Raw genomic sequence first — 15599 nt, 5'->3', positions numbered from 1 at the left:
TCAAGGAAATGTCGCGCCATTCAGCCGGCCGCGGCAATCCACCGGACTGCCACCCTTCCCTGCGAGCGAGGGCTCCATCCAAAGCCCGCGAATCGGGGGCGTCGCTACGCGCGGTGACGCCATCATGACAGTCATGCTGTTGACCGAGATGGCGCCCCCTCCAGGCGCTCAGGGACTGGCCGAGTTGCGCGCCAGGGCCAGAACCGCCCGCCGCCGGGCCTTCATCGCACTGTCCGCCGCCATCGCGCTGCTGGCCACCGCCCAGTTGCTCGCCGACCGGGCGCAGAGCACGGAGCAGACGCTGCCGCTGGCCGTGTTGTCGCTGGCGGTCTTCATGATGGCGCTGCCCGCACTGGCGATCACCCAGTACGTCTGGGGCGTCCATGCCCGGCTCGTCCGCCAGAAAGAGCGCGAGCTCTACGCCGTCGCCCGCTCGGGACGGGCACGGCCACTCAGCAGGCTGGCGGTGGCCTGCGGCTGGGCGGTGACGCTGCTGCTCGGCTGGACGGCGCCGCACTTCTTCCGCGAGGCCGCCCGGCACGCCTTCGCCGACGCGCTGCGCTGGGCCGCCGAAGCCCTGGCGGTGATGAGTGTCGCGGCGGGGGTGTTGTTCGTCCTGTGGTGGGCACGTGACGCGGTGGGGATGCTGGTGCGTGCCCTGCGGTCGGGCGGATCACCTGGCGATCCGTGGGACCCCGGCCGCGACGCGCACCCGCGAGAGGGCGCGGCGCTCTGGACGGGCGCGGCCGTGGCGGTCGCGGCCCTGGTCGGGGCCCGTGCCCATCTCTGGGAGCCGGGCACGGCCGTCGTTTACGCATTGCTGACCGCCGCCCTCGTCTGCGGAGTAGTTACTGGCGAGTAGCATAGGCACGGAACCCACTCTCCAACGAGGAGCGAATCCGTGCCTTCCTCTCGTGACGTCGTGTTCGTCGACGGCGTGCGCACGCCTTTCGGCAAGTCAGGGCCGAAGGGGCTGTACGCGGAGACCCGCGCGGACGACCTGGTCGTCCGCGTCATCCGCGAACTCATCAGGCGCAACCCCAATCTGCCCCCCGAGCGCGTGGACGAGGTCGCCGTCGCCGCGACCACGCAGATCGGCGACCAGGGCCTGACCATCGGCCGGGCGGCGGCGGTGCTGGCCGGCCTGCCCAAGAGCGTGCCCGGCTACGCCATCGACCGCATGTGCGCGGGCGCGATGACCGCGGTCACCACGGTCGCGGGCGGCATCGCGTTCGGCGCGTACGACGTGGCCATCGCGGGCGGCGTCGAGCACATGGGCCGCCACCCGATGGGCGAGGGCGTCGATCCGAACCCGCGGTTCCTGTCGGAGAAGCTGGTCGACCCGAGCGCGCTGGTCATGGGCATGACGGCGGAGAACCTGCACGACCGCTACCCGGCGATCGCCAAGGAGCGCGCGGACGCGTACGCGGTGCTGTCGCAGGAGCGGGCGGCCAAGGCGTACGCCGACGGCAAGATCCAGCCGGACCTGGTGCCGACCGCGATCAGGACGGCCGAGAAGGGCTGGGGCCTGGCGGTCGAGGACGAGGCGCCGCGGCCGGGCACCACGCTGGAAGGGCTGAGCACGCTCAAGACGCCGTTCCGGCCGCACGGCAACGTCACGGCGGGCAACTCCTCCGGCATCAACGACGGCGCCACCGGGTGCGTCGTGGCCGCCAAGGAGGTCGCGGACGAGCTGGGGCTGGGCGCGAAGATGCGGCTCGTCTCCTACGCGTTCGCGGGCGTGGACCCCGAGGTCATGGGCGTGGGGCCGATCCCGTCCACGGAGCGGGCGCTCCGGCTGGCCGGCCTGGACATCTCAGACATCGGGCTGTTCGAGATCAACGAGGCGTTCGCCGTACAGGTGCTGGCCTTCCTCGACCACTTCGGGATCGCCGACGACGACCCCCGCGTGAACCAGTACGGCGGCGCGATCGCCTACGGCCACCCGCTGGCCTCCTCAGGCGTGCGGCTGATGACGCAGCTCGCGCGGCAGTTCGGCGAGCGTCCCGACGTGCGGTACGGCATCACCACCATGTGCGTCGGCATGGGCATGGGCGGCACTGTGATCTGGGAGAACCTGGCATGAGCGAGCGAAGCGAGCGAACAAGTAGGCACAGCGACTCTGCTCGCAGGACCGACGAAGGAGGGCCTGTGAGCATCGAGACCTGGCGGGGCCTGCTGAGCGAGCGCAGCAGCGACGAAGTCGTCACCAAGGCGCTGGTGCGTGACGTGCAGCTGCCCTACGGCGCGGGCACGATGGCGCTGATCACGCTGGACAACGGCTTCGACCACACCAAGCCCAACACGTTCGGCCCGCGCGGCCTGTTCGCGCTCAACGGCGCGCTGTCGGAGATCGCCGAGCGCACCGACCTGGCCGCGGTGGGCGTGACGGGCAAGCCGTTCATCTTCGCCGTCGGCGCCGACCTCAAGGGCGCGGCGGCCCTGACCACGCGCGAGGAGGCCCTGGCCATCGGCGCGCTGGGCCATCATGTCTTCCGCAGGCTGGGCGAGCTGCCGATCCCGTCGTTCGCGTTCGTGAACGGCGCCGCGATGGGCGGCGGGCTCGAGGTGGCGCTGCACTGCGCGTACCGGACGATCTCCTCGGGCGTGCCCGCGGTCGCGCTGCCCGAGTGCTTCCTCGGCCTCGTGCCGGGCTGGGGCGGCACGCAGCTGCTCCCCCGCCTGATCGGCCCGGCGAACGCGATCAAGCTGATCATCGAGAACCCGCTCTCCCAGAACCGCATGATCAAGGGCAAGGAGGCGTACGAGCTGGGCGTGGCGGACGCGATGTTCGAGCCCGCCGACTTCCTGGAGGAGTCCCTGCGCTGGGCCGCCCGCGTGGTCAAGGGCGAGCTGGCCGTGGAGCGGCCGGCCCACGACGAGGACTGGGACAAGACGGTCGCCGACGCGCGCTTCCTGGTGGACATGAAGCTGCGCGGCGCCGCTCCCGCCCCCTACCGCGCGCTCGACCTGATCGCGCAGGCCCGCACGGCCTCCCGCGACGAGGGCTTCGCCGCCGAGGACCAGGCGCTGGCCGACCTGCTGATGGGCGATGAGCTGCGGGCTGGGCTCTACTCGTTCGACCTGGTGCAGCGCCGTGCCAAGCGGCCCGCGGGCGCGCCCGACCGGTCGCTGGCCCGCAAGATCACCAAGGTCGGCGTGGTGGGCGCGGGGCTGATGGCCTCGCAGATGGCGCTGCTGTTCGCCCGCCGCCTCGAGGTGCCGGTCGTGCTGACCGACCTCGACCAGGCCAGGCTCGACAAGGGCGTCGGGTACGTGCACGCGGAGGTCGACAAGCTCCTCGGCAAGGGCCGCGTCTCGGCCGACCAGGCCAACCGCCTCAAGGCTCTGGTGACCGGCTCGCTGACCAAGAACGCCTTCGCCGACGCCGACTTCGTGATCGAGGCCGTGTTCGAGGACCTGGCGGTCAAGAAGCAGGTGTTCGCCGAGGTCGAGGCCGTGGTCTCGACCGAGTGCGTGCTGGCCACGAACACCTCCTCGCTCTCCCTGACCGAGATGGGCGCCGATCTGGCGCATCCCGAGCGGCTGGTCGGGTTCCACTTCTTCAACCCGGTGGCCGTCATGCCGCTGCTGGAGATCATCCGCGGCGCCGCGACGGACGACGCCACGCTGGCCACGGCGTTCGCGGTGGGCAAGACGCTGAAGAAGTCGTCGGTGCTGGTCAAGGACGCGCCCGCGTTCGTGGTCAACCGGCTGCTGACCTGCTTCATGGGCGAGGTCGTGGCGGCCGTGGACGAGGGCACGCCGCTGGAGGTGGCCGAGCACGCGCTGGACGGGCTCGGGCTGCCGATGACGCCGTTCGCGCTGCTGCAGCTCGTCGGCCCGGCCGTCGGCCTGCACGTGGCCGAGACGCTGCACGAGGCCTTCCCCGACCGGTTCGGCGTCTCGGAGAACATGGCCAAGCTGGTCGCCACGGGCAAGCCGGGCGTGTACCGCCCCGACTTCACGCTCGACCCCGAGGCGGTGGCCCTCTTCTCCGGCGGCTCGTCACCGTCCACTGCCGAGCAGGTGCGCGACCGCGTCCTGGCGGCGCTGGCCAGGGAGATCCGCATCATGCTGGACGAGGGCGTGGTCGCCGCCGCGCAGGACATCGACCTGTGCATGATCCTCGGGGCCGGCTGGCCGTTCCATCTGGGCGGGATCACCCCGTACCTGGACAGGACGGGCATCGCCCAGCCGCGCTTCCTCGCCCCGGGAATCGCTTCGGTGCCTGCCTGACCTTTTTAGGAGGCCCGCCCGGCGGGCCTCCTTACCCCACACCCACCTCCGTCGTAACGTTTCGTACGTTTCTACGAACGGAGAGTAGTCATCATGATCCGAGCACTAGGCACCCTCGCGCTCTGCGGCCTCATCATGCTGGGCACCTCGTCGCCCGCCATGGCCGCGCGCCCGAAGGCCCAGCTCAAGATCGCCGTAGCGGTGAAGGGCGGGGAGACGAAGACGGTCCGGCTCCACTGCGGGCCCGCCGGAGGCAACCACCCGAACGCGCGAGCGGCCTGCGAGCTGCTGGAGCAGGTCCAGGGGGACCCCAAGCAGCTCAACGTCTCACCGGACGCCGCCTGCACCCATGAGCTGCAGCCGCACGCCGTCGGGGTCAAGGGCCAGTGGTACGGCAAGCCGGTGCGCTGGGGCAAGGTCTTCGACAACGGCTGCCTGGTGGAGGCCGTGACAGGGGCGGTTGCCGCCCTCTGAGGCGACTCGGGGGGTGGGATCGCGCCCGCCCCCCTCAGTCGTCGCTCTTGACCCAGGGGGCCGCGGTCCTGCTGTGACGGTAGCCGTAGGCGAAGTAGACGATGACGCCGATGAGCATCCAGACCAGGAACCTCAGCCACGTCTCCACCGGCAGGTTGAGCATGAGGTAGAAGCAGGCCAGCACGGACACGATCGGCAGCAGCGGCACCAGCGGCGCGCGGAAGGCCCGCGGCAGGTCGGGCCGCGTGCGCCTGAGGATGACCACGCCGATCGAGACCACCACGAACGCGAAGAGCGTGCCGATGTTCACCAGCTCGGCCAGCGCGCCGAACGACACGAACCCGGCCAGCGCCATCGACACCACGCCGATGATGATCGTGAGACGGGCCGGCGTGCCGAAGCGGGGATGGACTTTCGCCAGCGGTCGCGGCAGCAGCCCGTCGCGGCACATCGCGAACAGCACCCGGGTCTGCCCGAGCAGCAGCACGAGCACCACGGTCGTCAGGCCGGCGATGGCGCCGACGCTGATGATCGTGGCCAGCCAAGCGAAGCCGACCGAGACGAACGCGTCGGACAGCGGCGCCGAGGTGCTCAGCTGGTCGTAGCGCTGCATGCCGACGACGACGATCGAGACGGCGACGTAGAGAGCCGTGCAGATGGCCAGCGAGCCGAGGATGCCACGCGGGACGTCGCGCTGCGGCTCGATGGTCTCCTCCGCGGCCGTGGCGACGATGTCGAAGCCGATGAACGCGAAGAACACGATCGCCGCGGCGGAGAAGATGCCGAGCACGCCGAACGCGACCGGCGTGACGCCGAACAGCACCTGGAAAAGCGGCGCCTTCAGCCCTTCCACCCGCGGCGTGGACACCGCCTCGGGGATGAACGGGGTGTAGTTGGCGGCCTTGACGAAGAACAGCCCGGCCACGATCACCAGCAGCACCACCCCGATCTTGGTGATCACGAGGATGAGGTTGACCCGCGATGACACTTTGATCCCGGCGACCAGGATGGTGGTGAGGATGAGGATGATGGCGATCGCGGGCACGTTGACCACGGGGTCCTCACCCGCGATCGCGCTGGGCAGGTGGATGCCGATGGAGGAGAGCATCGAGGCGAAGTAGCCCGACCAGCCGACCGCCACCACGGCCGCGGCCAGCGCCAGCTCCAGAGTCAGGTCCCAGCCGATCACCCACGCCGGGAACTCGCCCAGGGTGGCGAAGGCGAAGGTGTAGGCCGAGCCGGCGACCGGGATCGTGGAGGCGAACTCGGCGTAGCACAGGGCCGCCAGCCCGCAGACGATGCCCGCGACGACGAACGACACCGCCACCGCGGGGCCCGCCACCTCCCTGGCGACCTCTCCCGTGAGCACGAAGATCCCGGTGCCGACGATCACTCCGATGCCGAAGACCGTCAGGTCGGTGGCGGTCAGACGCTTGCGCAGCTGGTGCTCGGGAGCTTCGGTGTCGCGGATCGACTGCTCGACACTCTTCGTGCGAAAGATCTCCACATCGTCGATCCTTCCCACACCCTTTCGTGATCACGCCTGATCACGACCGGCTCCACCCGCGAACCGCGTACGCGCCGCCGGGCCGCGCAGGCTTCGCACCCGGTGCGCGGCGCGGCACAGCGCCCGGCCACGGCACCGCACGCCAGGCAGGCAAGGCGCGATCGGCAGTGCCCTTTACGAGCGCGCCACGCGGTGGCCTGGGCGTTGGGCGCCGTGACGGGGATCAGCGCCGCGGTGGGTCAGCGGCGGGCGGGCTCCTCGTGGGAGGTCCGCTTCGCGACCGCCTCGGTGATCTGCCGCGCGAGGTCCTGCGCGGTCAGGCCGATCCGGCCGAGGATCGCGGCCCGCTTGGCGTGGTCGAGGAACTCCTGCGGAATCCCGTACGTACGCACAGGCACGTCGACGTCGGAGTCGCGCAGCAGGCGGGCCACGGCGTCGCCCACGGCGCCCACGCGGCCGTTGTCCTCGACGACGGCCACCAGCTTGTGGGCGCTCGCCGCCAGCACCAGCGCCTCGTCGAGCGGCTTGACCCAGCGGGGGTCGACCACGGTGGCCGAGATGCCCTGGGCGTCGAGCAGGACCGCGGCGTCGATGCAGACCTGCGCCATCGGGCCGACGCCGACCAGCAGCACGTCGGGCTCGCCTGCCGGGGCGCGCAGCAGGTCCATCTCGCCCAGCTTGCCCACCGCCTCGAGCGACTCGGCGACCGGGCCCTTGGGGAAGCGCAGCACGGTCGGCCCCTCGGTGACCGCCACGGCCTCGCGCAGCAGCTCGGTAAGCCGGTCGCCGTCGCGCGGCACCGCGATCCGCAGGCCCGGGACGACCTGGAGTATCGACAGGTCCCACATGCCGTTGTGGCTGGCGCCGTCGTCGCCCGTGACGCCCGCCCGGTCGAGCACCACGGTGACGGGCAGCCGGTGCAGGGCGACGTCCATGAGGAGCTGGTCGAAGGCCCGGTTGAGGAACGTGGCGTAGACGGCCACGACCGGGTGCATGCCGCCGAGGGCCAGCCCGGCGGCGCTGGTCAGCGCGTGCTGCTCGGCGATGCCGACGTCGTAGATGCGCTCGGGGAAGGCGTCGGCGAACGCGTTGAGGCCCGTCGGGTGGAGCATGGCCGCGGTGATCGCGACGAGGTCCTCGCGCTCCTTGCCGAGCCGGACGAGCTCCTCGCTGAACACGTTGGTCCAGATGCGCCCCTTGGGCTTCTCCGCGCCGGTGGCCCGGTCGAAGGCGCCGGGCGAGTGGAACTGGTCCTCGTCGTGGTTCTCCGCGGGCGTGTAGCCGCGGCCCTTCTGGGTGAGCGCGTGCACGATGACCGGGCCGCGGAAGTCGCGGGCCTTGCGCAGCGCGGCCTCCATGGCCTGCTCGTCGTGGCCGTCGATGGGGCCGACGTATTTCAGCCCGAGGTCCTCGAACATGACCTGCGGCGCCAGGACGTCCTTGACGCCCTTCTTGAAGCCGTGGAGCGCGTCGTAGAGGACGGGAACGTTCCCCAACTTCTCCTTGACGTATTCGAGCATGTCCTCGTACCTGCGGTTGACCCGCAGCGAGGACAGGTGGGAGGCCAGGCCGCCGATCGTGGGCGAGTAGGAGCGGCCGTTGTCGTTGACCACGATCACGACCGGCAGGTCCCTGGCGGCGGCGATGTTGTTGAGCGCCTCCCACGCCATGCCGCCGGTCAGCGCGCCGTCGCCGATCACGGCGACGACCGTGCGGTCGTGCTCGCGGCGCAGCTTGAACGCCTTGGCCAGGCCGTCGGCGTAGGAGAGCGCGGTCGAGGCGTGGGAGTTCTCCACGAAATCGTGCTCGGACTCGGCCTGGCTCGGGTAGCCCGACAGGCCGCCCTCCTGCTTGAGCGCCTCGAAGCCCGCGGCCCGTCCGGTCAGCAGTTTGTGCACGTACGCCTGGTGGCCGGTGTCCCAGACGACGGGGTCGTTCGGCGAGTCGAAGACCCGGTGCACGGCGATGGTGAGCTCCACCACACCCAGGTTGGGGCCCAGGTGGCCGCCGAACCTGGCGCATGAGTCGACGAGCAGATCACGGATCTCCCCCGCGAGTTGTGGCAACTCCTCGACAGCGAGCCGTTTGACGTCGTGCGGTCCCTTAATCGAGCCCAGCAACCCGCTCACGGATCCGACTCCCCTCTGCTCTTGTGCGCCGACGTCCCGAGTCTAGTTCGCGGACGCCTCACTGACTCCATCGAGTCAAATCCACCCACATATGTCCGATCTTGACCTAGTCTTTCGGGACATATGAACTCCGTCCCCAAAAGTAAACTCGCGGCACTGGCGGTCGCCATGCTGGCACTTGCCCTGGCAGCGGCCGGTTTAGTGCTGGTGCTGGCCGACGTGGCCACCACCTCGACGGAGCCGCAGAACGAGGCCCAGCAGCTCGCCTCCCCACCCGCCAAGCTCTCCAGCCAGTCGAACAAGGGCCCCTCGATCGGCAGGGCGGTGGCGACGGCCAACCCGCTCTACAAGACCGGGCGCCTGACCGACGTGAACTGCGCGCCCGGCAACCTCCCGGCCGGGAGCATGATCGCGTACCGGCGCTTCCTGACCCGCGTGACCAACTGCCTCAACAAGGCGTGGGGCGCCCAGTTCCGCAAGGCCAGGCTGCCGTTCACCAAGCCGCGGCTGCGCATCATCACCGCCAAGGTCAAGACGCCCTGCGGCGCGTGGAACGCCGGCGCCGACGGCGTCTACTGCTCCACCGACCGCACGATGTACCTGATGATCAGCCGGGACCAGTTGCGGAACCCGTTCCCGCTGGGCATCACCCGCCTGATCGCCCACGAGTACGGCCACCACGTCCAGCAGATCTCCGGCATCTGGAACTACTACTGGGCCGCAAGGACCGTGGCGGCGAAGGCCAAGCGACTGCAGCTCTCGCGCAATTCGGAGCTGCAGGCCGAATGCTTCTCCTCGGTCTTCATGAGCACGATGAAGGAAACGGCGCTGGTCACGGACGCCGACTGGGCGTACACCGTGGGCTGGTTCAGGAAGAACGGCGCCAAGGGCTGGCCGCAGAACGACCACGGCAGGGGACCGACGCAGGCCGCCTGGATGACGCGCGGCTTCAACCGCGGGACTCCGGGGGCGTGCAACACCTGGTCCGCCTCACCCAGAAATACACTTTAATGTTCCTTTACCTGGAACTCCCTCTTTAATAGGGTGCCTTCTCATGCGTATCCACCGATTGGCGCTCATGGCAGGCGCCCTGGCGAGCCTGCTCTTCGCCGGCACGGCCCACGCGGCCACCGTCTCGGCGCCGGCCTTCAAGCCGGTCCTGACGAAGAACCCGCTGTACAAGGCGGGCAAGCTCGGCATCCAGACGTGCGAGGAGCCGCCGGTCAACAACGGGTCCGTCGATGAGGCGGAGGTCTATTTCTCCTCCGTGATGGACTGCCTCAAGCAGGCGTGGGCGCCCGTGGTGAAGAAGGCGGGCTACCGCTTCAGCAACCCCAAGCTCACGGTGATCACCAAGGTGGGCACGAAGACGGCGTGCGGGAAGTTCCCCGAGGGCGCGCAGGCGCTCTATTGCCCGAACAACAAGTCCATCACGTTCCTGCTGAGCCCGGAGATAGTCGAAGAGCCGCGGAACCTGGCGCTGATGCAGGTGCTGGCCCACGAGTACGGGCACCACGTCCAGCAGCTCACGGGCATCGGCAACGCCACGGAGAGGTTCTACGCCGGCAGCGGCACGCGGGCGCTCGACGGGGTCCGTCGCTCCGAGTTGCAGGCGCAGTGCCTGTCCGGGGCCTTCGTCGGCCGCGTCTGGGACTCGCTGGGCCGCAGCGACGCCGAGTGGGGCGCCATCCTCAAGTCCACCCACAACTTCCTCGACCTGAGCTCCATCGGCGTGAAGGTGCGCAGCGGCGCCGACCAGACCCACGGCAAGGACGCCAACAACGCCTATTGGCTCCAGCGCGGCTTCAAGAGCGAGTCGGCGAACGCCTGCAACACCTGGGCCGCGCCGAAGGCCAAGGTCCTCTAGCCCAAATCACTACTAAGTAATCTAAGATCCGCGATCATGCGCATTTCCCTCTTAGCGGGCATGGTCGCGGGTCTGCTCCTCTTCTCCGGGCACTCCGGGCCGGCCTGGGCGGCGTCGAGCATCGCGCGGGCCGGTCTGTCGGGGGCGATGGGCGGACGCGTGGCCGCCCAGAGATGCGCTGTCCCGCAGATCCGCGCGGGGAGCGTCGCCTCGCTCAAGTCCTTCCACCGCGCGATGGCCGAATGCGCCGACCGCTTCTGGGCCGGCCGGTTCGCGGCCGCCGGGCTGACGTACACCTCGCCCGAGGTCACGATCACGACGGGGAGCGACTCCGTCTGCGGGAAGATCACCAGCAACGGCGCGCAGTACTGCCCGGTGCAGCGCACGATCGCCATCCGCATCATGAGGCACGACCTGGGCGACCCGTTCAGGATGAACATCGCGCACTCGGTCGCCCACGAATGGGGGCACCACGTGCAGCAGCTCATCGGCGTGCTGGACGCGCAGAACGCGCTGTACTGGCCCGCTTCGGACAGCGCCCGGGCCCTGCTGAGCCACCGGCTGGAGATGCAGGCCGAATGCTTCGCCGGCGTCTTCTACAGCGCCACCCTCAAGTCGATCAACCCCGGGATCGAGTGGGACGACTGGATCGACGCCGTGCGCAGGGCGGACGAGAGCAAGATCCACGGCAAGCCGCGCAACCTCGCCTTCTGGCAGGACCGCGGCTACCGGGGCGGCGCCACGGGCTTCTGCAACACGTGGACGGCCACCACGTCCAAGGTCGCCTGACCGTCCCTGTCAGGCGTGGGCGCGGGCCAGGACCTCCAGGGGATCGGCCAGGACGTGGGCGAAGGCCAGCTCGGCCGCGCCCACCAGCGTGGCGGCGTCCCCCAGCGCCGACGTGCGCAGCCGCAGCCTCTCCCGCTGCGGCGCCATCGCGTGCAGGGCGAGCTGGGTACGCACCTGCGCCGCCGACCCGAGGTAGATCTCCCGCAGCATCCCCCCGAAGATCACCATTTCCGGGTTGAAGATGTTCACCAGGTTCGCCACGCCGAGGCCGAGCCAGTCGCCGACCTTGCTGAGGGCGTCCTGCGCCTCGATGTCGCCCCGGTCGGCGGCCTCCACCACGGCACGCACCGCGTCCCGCCCGTGCTGCCCGGGACCGACGCGGCCCGCGGCCTCCAGCAGGGCCCGCTCCCCCACCTCCGCCTCGAGGCACCCGTGCGAGCCGCAGCCGCAGGCGCGGCCCCCCGGGTTGACGACCATGTGGCCGACCTCGCCGCCGTAGCCGTCGTGGCCGCCCAGCAGGTGGCCGCCCGCGATGATGCCGCCGCCGATGCCCACGTCACCATGCAGGTAGATGAGGTCCCTGACGGCGGCGCCGACGCCGCGGCTGTGCTCGGCGAGCGCGGCCAGGTTGGCGTCGTTGCCCACGCTGACCGGCAGCCCCAGGCCCAGCCTGCGGCCCAGCTCCTCGCCGAACGGCACCTCCTCGGCCAGCAGGTTGGGCCCGAACCGCACCACTCCGTCGGCCTTGCGCACGCCGCCGGACACGGCCGCCGCCGCCCCGACGCAGACGGTGTCGTCCCTGGTCTTGCGCCGCATCTGCCTGGCGAAGCCGGCCAGCGTCCCGGTCAGCTCGTCCAGCTGGAACGGGCCACGCTCGCGCGCCGTCTCGCGGCGGTCGAGTATCACCCCGCCCAGCCCCACGCGGGCGACCGCGAGCCGGTCGGGGCCCACGTCGAAGGCGAACACGTAGACCCGCGCCGACTCCGGCCGCACCACGAGCGAGGGCCGCCCCGCGCGGCCCGTCTCGCGGGGCAGCTCCTCCCGCACCAGCCCCGCCGCGGTGAGGTCGGAGGTCAGCGCCATGATCGTGCTGCGGTTGAGCCCCATCTTCGTGGTCAGCTCGGCACGCGAGATCGGCCCGCCCAGGTGGACATGGCGAAGCAGCGCGCCGAGGTTGTGGCGCCTGATGTCCTCCTGGGAAGGGCCGGCACGCATCGTCTGGGGTTCCTTCAAGGGGGGCTGTGAGTCGCTGATCACCTTAGACCAGCGGCAGCCGCCCGCTTGCGCGCCAGGGCGTCCACCCCCGCGGCGAGCAGCAGCACAGACCCCGTGACCAGGTACTTCACACTGGCTCCATACCCCATCAGACCCATGCCGTTCTCGATCACCGCCACCACGGCGCCGCCGAGCACGGCGTCGAGCACCCTGCCCTTGCCGCCGAACAGGCTCGTGCCGCCGATGACCGCCGCGCCGACCGCGTACAGCAGGACGGAGCTGCCGCCCGTGTTCGGGTCGACGGAGCTGGCCCTGGACGCGGCCACGATCCCGCCGATCGCGGCCATCGAGGAGCAGATCACGAACGCGCTGATCCTGATCCTGTCGACCGGGATGCCCGCCCGCCGCGCGGCCTCGGTGTTCCCGCCGACCGCGTAGAGGTGACGTCCGAACGCGGTACGGCGCAGCACCATCGTCCACACGACCAGCAGTACCAGGATCACGGGCACCACGATCGGCACCCCGGTGAGCGAGACCAGCGCCGGGTTGCGGCTGCGCTCCAGGTTGAGCACGTACACCGCGAGCCCGGCCAGCACCGCCAGCGCGCCCACCCGGGCGGCGATCAGCGACAGTGGGTCTGCCGCCAGCCCGCGCTTGGAGCGCTTCCTGGCCCGCAGGAGCTGCACGGCGGCGAAGACCGCCACGCAGACCGCGTAGAGCGCCCAGCCGAGCGAGGGCGGCAGGTTCTTGTTCGCGATGGCCACGATCACGCTGTCCCTGATCGAGATGTTCGTGCCCTCGTCGACCAGGACCAGGACCAGGCCCTGGAAGGCGAGGAACGCGGCCAGCGTGACCACGAACGACGGGATGCCGACCTTGGCGACCAGCGTGCCGAGCGCGGTGCCGATGACCATGCCGGTGACGATGGCGGCCAGCGCGCACACGTACCAGGGCAGGCCCATGCCCGTGAGCGTGACGGCGAGCACCGCCGCGCACACGCCGCTGGCGAAGCCGGCGGACAGGTCGATCTCGCCGAGCAGCAGCACGAACACCAGGCCCATCGCGATCAGGGTGGTCGCGGCGCCCTGCGTGAAGAGGTTCGCGAAGTTGATCGAGGTGACGAAGGCGGGCCGCGCGACGGCGAAGACCGTACAGAGCACGATCAGGCCCAGCACGGCGGGCAGCGCGCCCATGTCCCCGCCGCGTACCCGCTCGACGTAGGCGAGGAAGCTGTTGCCGATCGACGGGGACTGCGTCGCGGCGGCGATGGCCTCGCCAGGGAGTTCCTTGACCTTGCTCATGGGGTGACCCCGTTCTTGAGGCCGAGATCCCCGCTGCGGCCTGAGGTGATCAGTTCGACGACCTGGGCGTGCGTCACGTCGGCGGTCCTGACCTGGGCGGCCATCCTGCCGAGGTAGAGCGCCGCGATCCGGTCGGAGACGGCGAAGACGTCGTTCATGTTGTGCGAGATGAGGACGACGGCCAGGCCCGTGTCGGCCAGCCGTCGCACCAGCTCCAGGACCTGCGCGGTCTGTGCCACGCCCAGGGCCGCGGTCGGCTCGTCGAGGATGACGACCTTGCTGTTCCACAGCACGGCCTTGGCGATGGCCACGGTCTGCCGCTGCCCGCCGGACAGGCTGGAGACCTGCTGCCTGATGGACTTCACCGTGCGCACGGACAGGCTGCTGAGGGTCTGCGCGGCCAGTTCCTCCATGCTGTCCTCGTCGAGCAGGAGCCCGTTCTTGCGTTCCCTGCCGAGGAACATGTTCTGGACGATGTCGAGGTTGTCACACAGGGCCAGGTCCTGGTACACGATCTCGATCCCGAGCTCGCCCGCGTCGCGCGGGCTGTGGACCTGCACCTGCCGGCCGTCGAAGAGGATCTCGCCGGCGTCGATCGGATAGATGCCGCCGACGCACTTGACCAGGGTCGACTTGCCCGCGCCGTTGTCGCCGACCAGCGCCGTCACCTCGCCGGCGTACGCCGCGAACTCGACCTTGTGCAGCACCTTCACCGGGCCGAAGCTCTTGTCGATCCCGCGCACTTCAAGGAGGGGGGTCATGGGGCTCCCTAAGAGGGGCGCGGCCGGGCCGGCCGCGCCCCTCGGTCTTATTGAATGCCGGCCTCGGTGCACTTCTTGGCGAAGTCACCCGTGCACAGTTCCTCCTTGGTCACGTAACCGTCGGCCACCACGTCCTGGACGTTGTCGAGGTAGATGGCCTGCGGCTCCATCAGCTCGGAGGGCACGTCCTGACCGCTCTCGGGGTCCTTGACGCTGCTGCTCGCCGTGGGCTTCTCGCCCTTGGCCAGCGCCACCGCGAGCTTGGCCGCGGCGTCGGCCTCCTTCTTGACGGCCTTGTAGACCGTCATGCACTGGTCGCCGGCGAGGATGTTCTGCAGGCCCTGGACGGTGGCGTCCTGGCCGGTGACCGGCACCTTGCCGTTGAGGTTGTTCTTCTTCAGCACGGTGATGGCGGCGTTGCCCAGGCCGTCGTTGGCGGCCAGCACGCCGGCGATCTTCGGCTGCTGGGTCAGCATCTGCTCGAAGATCGTGCCGGCCTGGGTGTTGTCCCAGTCGGGCACGGCCTGGTCGGGGCCCTTGACGTACTCGCCGGAGTCGAACTTCGGCTTGAGCACCCCGTCGTAGCCGTTCTTGAACAGGGTGGCGTTGTTGTCGGTGGGAGAGCCGTTCAGGTAGGCCACGATCGGCTTGCTGGCCTTCTTGTCGGCCAGGCACTTGCTCAGGCCCTCGCCCTGCAACGTGCCGACCTTGGTGTTGTCGAAGCTGACGTAGTACGCGGCGCCGCCGCCGAGCGTCAGCCGGTCGTAGTCGATCGTGGCCACACCCTGGGACTTGGCCTTGTCGATGACGGCCTTGCCGCTGCCGCTGTCCAGGTTCACGATCATCAGGACGGTGGCGCCGTTGGTGACCATCTGGTCGGCGATGGTCTGGAACGCCGTCTTGTCGTTCTGGGCGTTCTGGATGTCGTACTCGACGCCGGCGGCCTTGAACGCCTCTTCGAGGTACTTGCGGTCCGCCGTCTCCCACCGGGCCGAGGACTTGCTGTCCGGCAGGATGACGCCGATCTTCCCGGCCTTCGCCGCTGGGGCCGAGGCCGACGAGCTCGACGTGGTGATCTGACCGCTGTCGCCCCCGCAGGCGGTGAGACCGAGGGCGAGCGCGGCTGCCGTGGCGGTCAGGCTGAGGATCCCCTTGCGCATGGTGCAGGGTCCTTTCTTCCGGAGGGGCCCGGATGAATGTTGTTTGCGGCAACGTATTCCGGGATGGACCGCTTTGGAAGACCCTGTGGGCCGGGAGTTTGTTGTATCCAGTAACAATCCAGAAACGCCGCCTCAACCTTCCCGACTCCCGCCTGAT

At 69.9% G+C, this 15599-nt stretch carries 13 protein-coding genes; 7 read left to right on the top strand and 6 right to left on the bottom strand.

From position 1 onward, the window contains the following. Window positions 1–133 precede the first annotated feature (133 nt). From ABN273_RS25845 to ABN273_RS25830, 4 genes are all read left to right on the top strand, one after another. The gene (locus ABN273_RS25845; RefSeq protein ID WP_349451584.1) at window positions 134–862 is read left to right on the top strand and encodes a hypothetical protein; all 729 of its coding nucleotides are present in this window, start codon (window positions 134–136) and stop codon (window positions 860–862) included. A gap of 60 nt (window positions 863–922) precedes the next feature. Then, window positions 923–2086 carry a thiolase family protein gene (locus ABN273_RS25840; protein ID WP_502911136.1) on the top strand — a complete coding sequence of 388 codons (1164 nt, stop codon included), beginning with the start codon at window positions 923–925 and terminating at the stop codon, window positions 2084–2086. 65 nt (window positions 2087–2151) lie between these two features. Continuing rightward, window positions 2152–4239 (top strand): 3-hydroxyacyl-CoA dehydrogenase NAD-binding domain-containing protein, encoded by a 2088-nt coding sequence (locus tag ABN273_RS25835; protein WP_349451582.1) that lies wholly within the window; start codon window positions 2152–2154, stop codon window positions 4237–4239. A 93-nt stretch (window positions 4240–4332) separates the two neighbouring features. After that, on the top strand, window positions 4333–4713 hold the full coding sequence (locus tag ABN273_RS25830) for an SSI family serine proteinase inhibitor (protein ID WP_349451581.1): 381 nt from the start codon (window positions 4333–4335) through the stop codon (window positions 4711–4713). Window positions 4714–4747: 34 nt separating this feature from the next. Here the strand turns inward: ABN273_RS25830 and ABN273_RS25825 are convergent, their stop codons facing one another. Both ABN273_RS25825 and dxs read right to left on the bottom strand, forming a co-directional pair. Next, on the bottom strand, window positions 4748–6220 hold the full coding sequence (locus ABN273_RS25825; protein ID WP_349451580.1) for an amino acid permease: 1473 nt from the start codon (window positions 6218–6220) through the stop codon (window positions 4748–4750). 239 nt (window positions 6221–6459) lie between these two features. Further along, window positions 6460–8340, bottom strand: coding sequence for a 1-deoxy-D-xylulose-5-phosphate synthase (gene dxs / locus ABN273_RS25820; RefSeq protein ID WP_349451693.1), 1881 nt, complete (start codon window positions 8338–8340; stop codon window positions 6460–6462). Between the two features lie 132 nt (window positions 8341–8472). Here dxs and ABN273_RS25815 point away from each other — a divergent pair, with 132 nt between their 5' ends. From ABN273_RS25815 to ABN273_RS25805, 3 genes are read left to right on the top strand one after another with little or no spacing between them, the layout of a single operon-like run. After that, window positions 8473–9360, top strand: coding sequence for a neutral zinc metallopeptidase (locus ABN273_RS25815; protein WP_349451579.1), 888 nt, complete (start codon window positions 8473–8475; stop codon window positions 9358–9360). A 43-nt stretch (window positions 9361–9403) separates the two neighbouring features. Further along, entirely contained in the window at window positions 9404–10216 is an 813-nt protein-coding gene (locus ABN273_RS25810) for a neutral zinc metallopeptidase (RefSeq protein WP_349451578.1), read from the top strand. Between the two features lie 36 nt (window positions 10217–10252). Then, window positions 10253–11005: a neutral zinc metallopeptidase gene (locus tag ABN273_RS25805; protein ID WP_349451577.1), complete on the top strand. Its 753-nt coding sequence runs from the start codon at window positions 10253–10255 to the stop codon at window positions 11003–11005. Window positions 11006–11014: 9 nt separating this feature from the next. On the opposite strand, the gene ABN273_RS25800 is transcribed toward ABN273_RS25805, so the two are convergent. Genes ABN273_RS25800 through ABN273_RS25785 form a run of 4 tightly spaced genes read right to left on the bottom strand, consistent with a single transcriptional unit; the run spans window position 11015 to window position 15442 of the window. Further along, the gene (locus ABN273_RS25800; protein WP_349451576.1) at window positions 11015–12220 is read right to left on the bottom strand and encodes an ROK family transcriptional regulator; all 1206 of its coding nucleotides are present in this window, start codon (window positions 12218–12220) and stop codon (window positions 11015–11017) included. 38 nt (window positions 12221–12258) lie between these two features. Continuing rightward, window positions 12259–13521, bottom strand: a complete 1263-nt coding sequence (locus ABN273_RS25795) for a sugar ABC transporter permease (RefSeq protein ID WP_349451575.1) — start codon at window positions 13519–13521, stop codon at window positions 12259–12261. After that, window positions 13518–14282 (bottom strand): ATP-binding cassette domain-containing protein, encoded by a 765-nt coding sequence (locus ABN273_RS25790; protein ID WP_349451574.1) that lies wholly within the window; start codon window positions 14280–14282, stop codon window positions 13518–13520. Before ABN273_RS25790 ends, ABN273_RS25795 begins: the two co-directional genes overlap by 4 nt. A 47-nt stretch (window positions 14283–14329) precedes the next feature. Continuing rightward, window positions 14330–15442: a sugar ABC transporter substrate-binding protein gene (locus ABN273_RS25785; RefSeq protein ID WP_349451573.1), complete on the bottom strand. Its 1113-nt coding sequence runs from the start codon at window positions 15440–15442 to the stop codon at window positions 14330–14332. Window positions 15443–15599 lie beyond the last annotated feature (157 nt).

Source organism: Nonomuraea sp. B19D2, assembly GCF_040137845.1.
Classification (GTDB): domain Bacteria; phylum Actinomycetota; class Actinomycetes; order Streptosporangiales; family Streptosporangiaceae; genus Nonomuraea.
The sequence above is the reverse complement of the archived record's forward strand: the minus strand, read 5'-3'. Positions and strand labels throughout refer to the sequence as shown.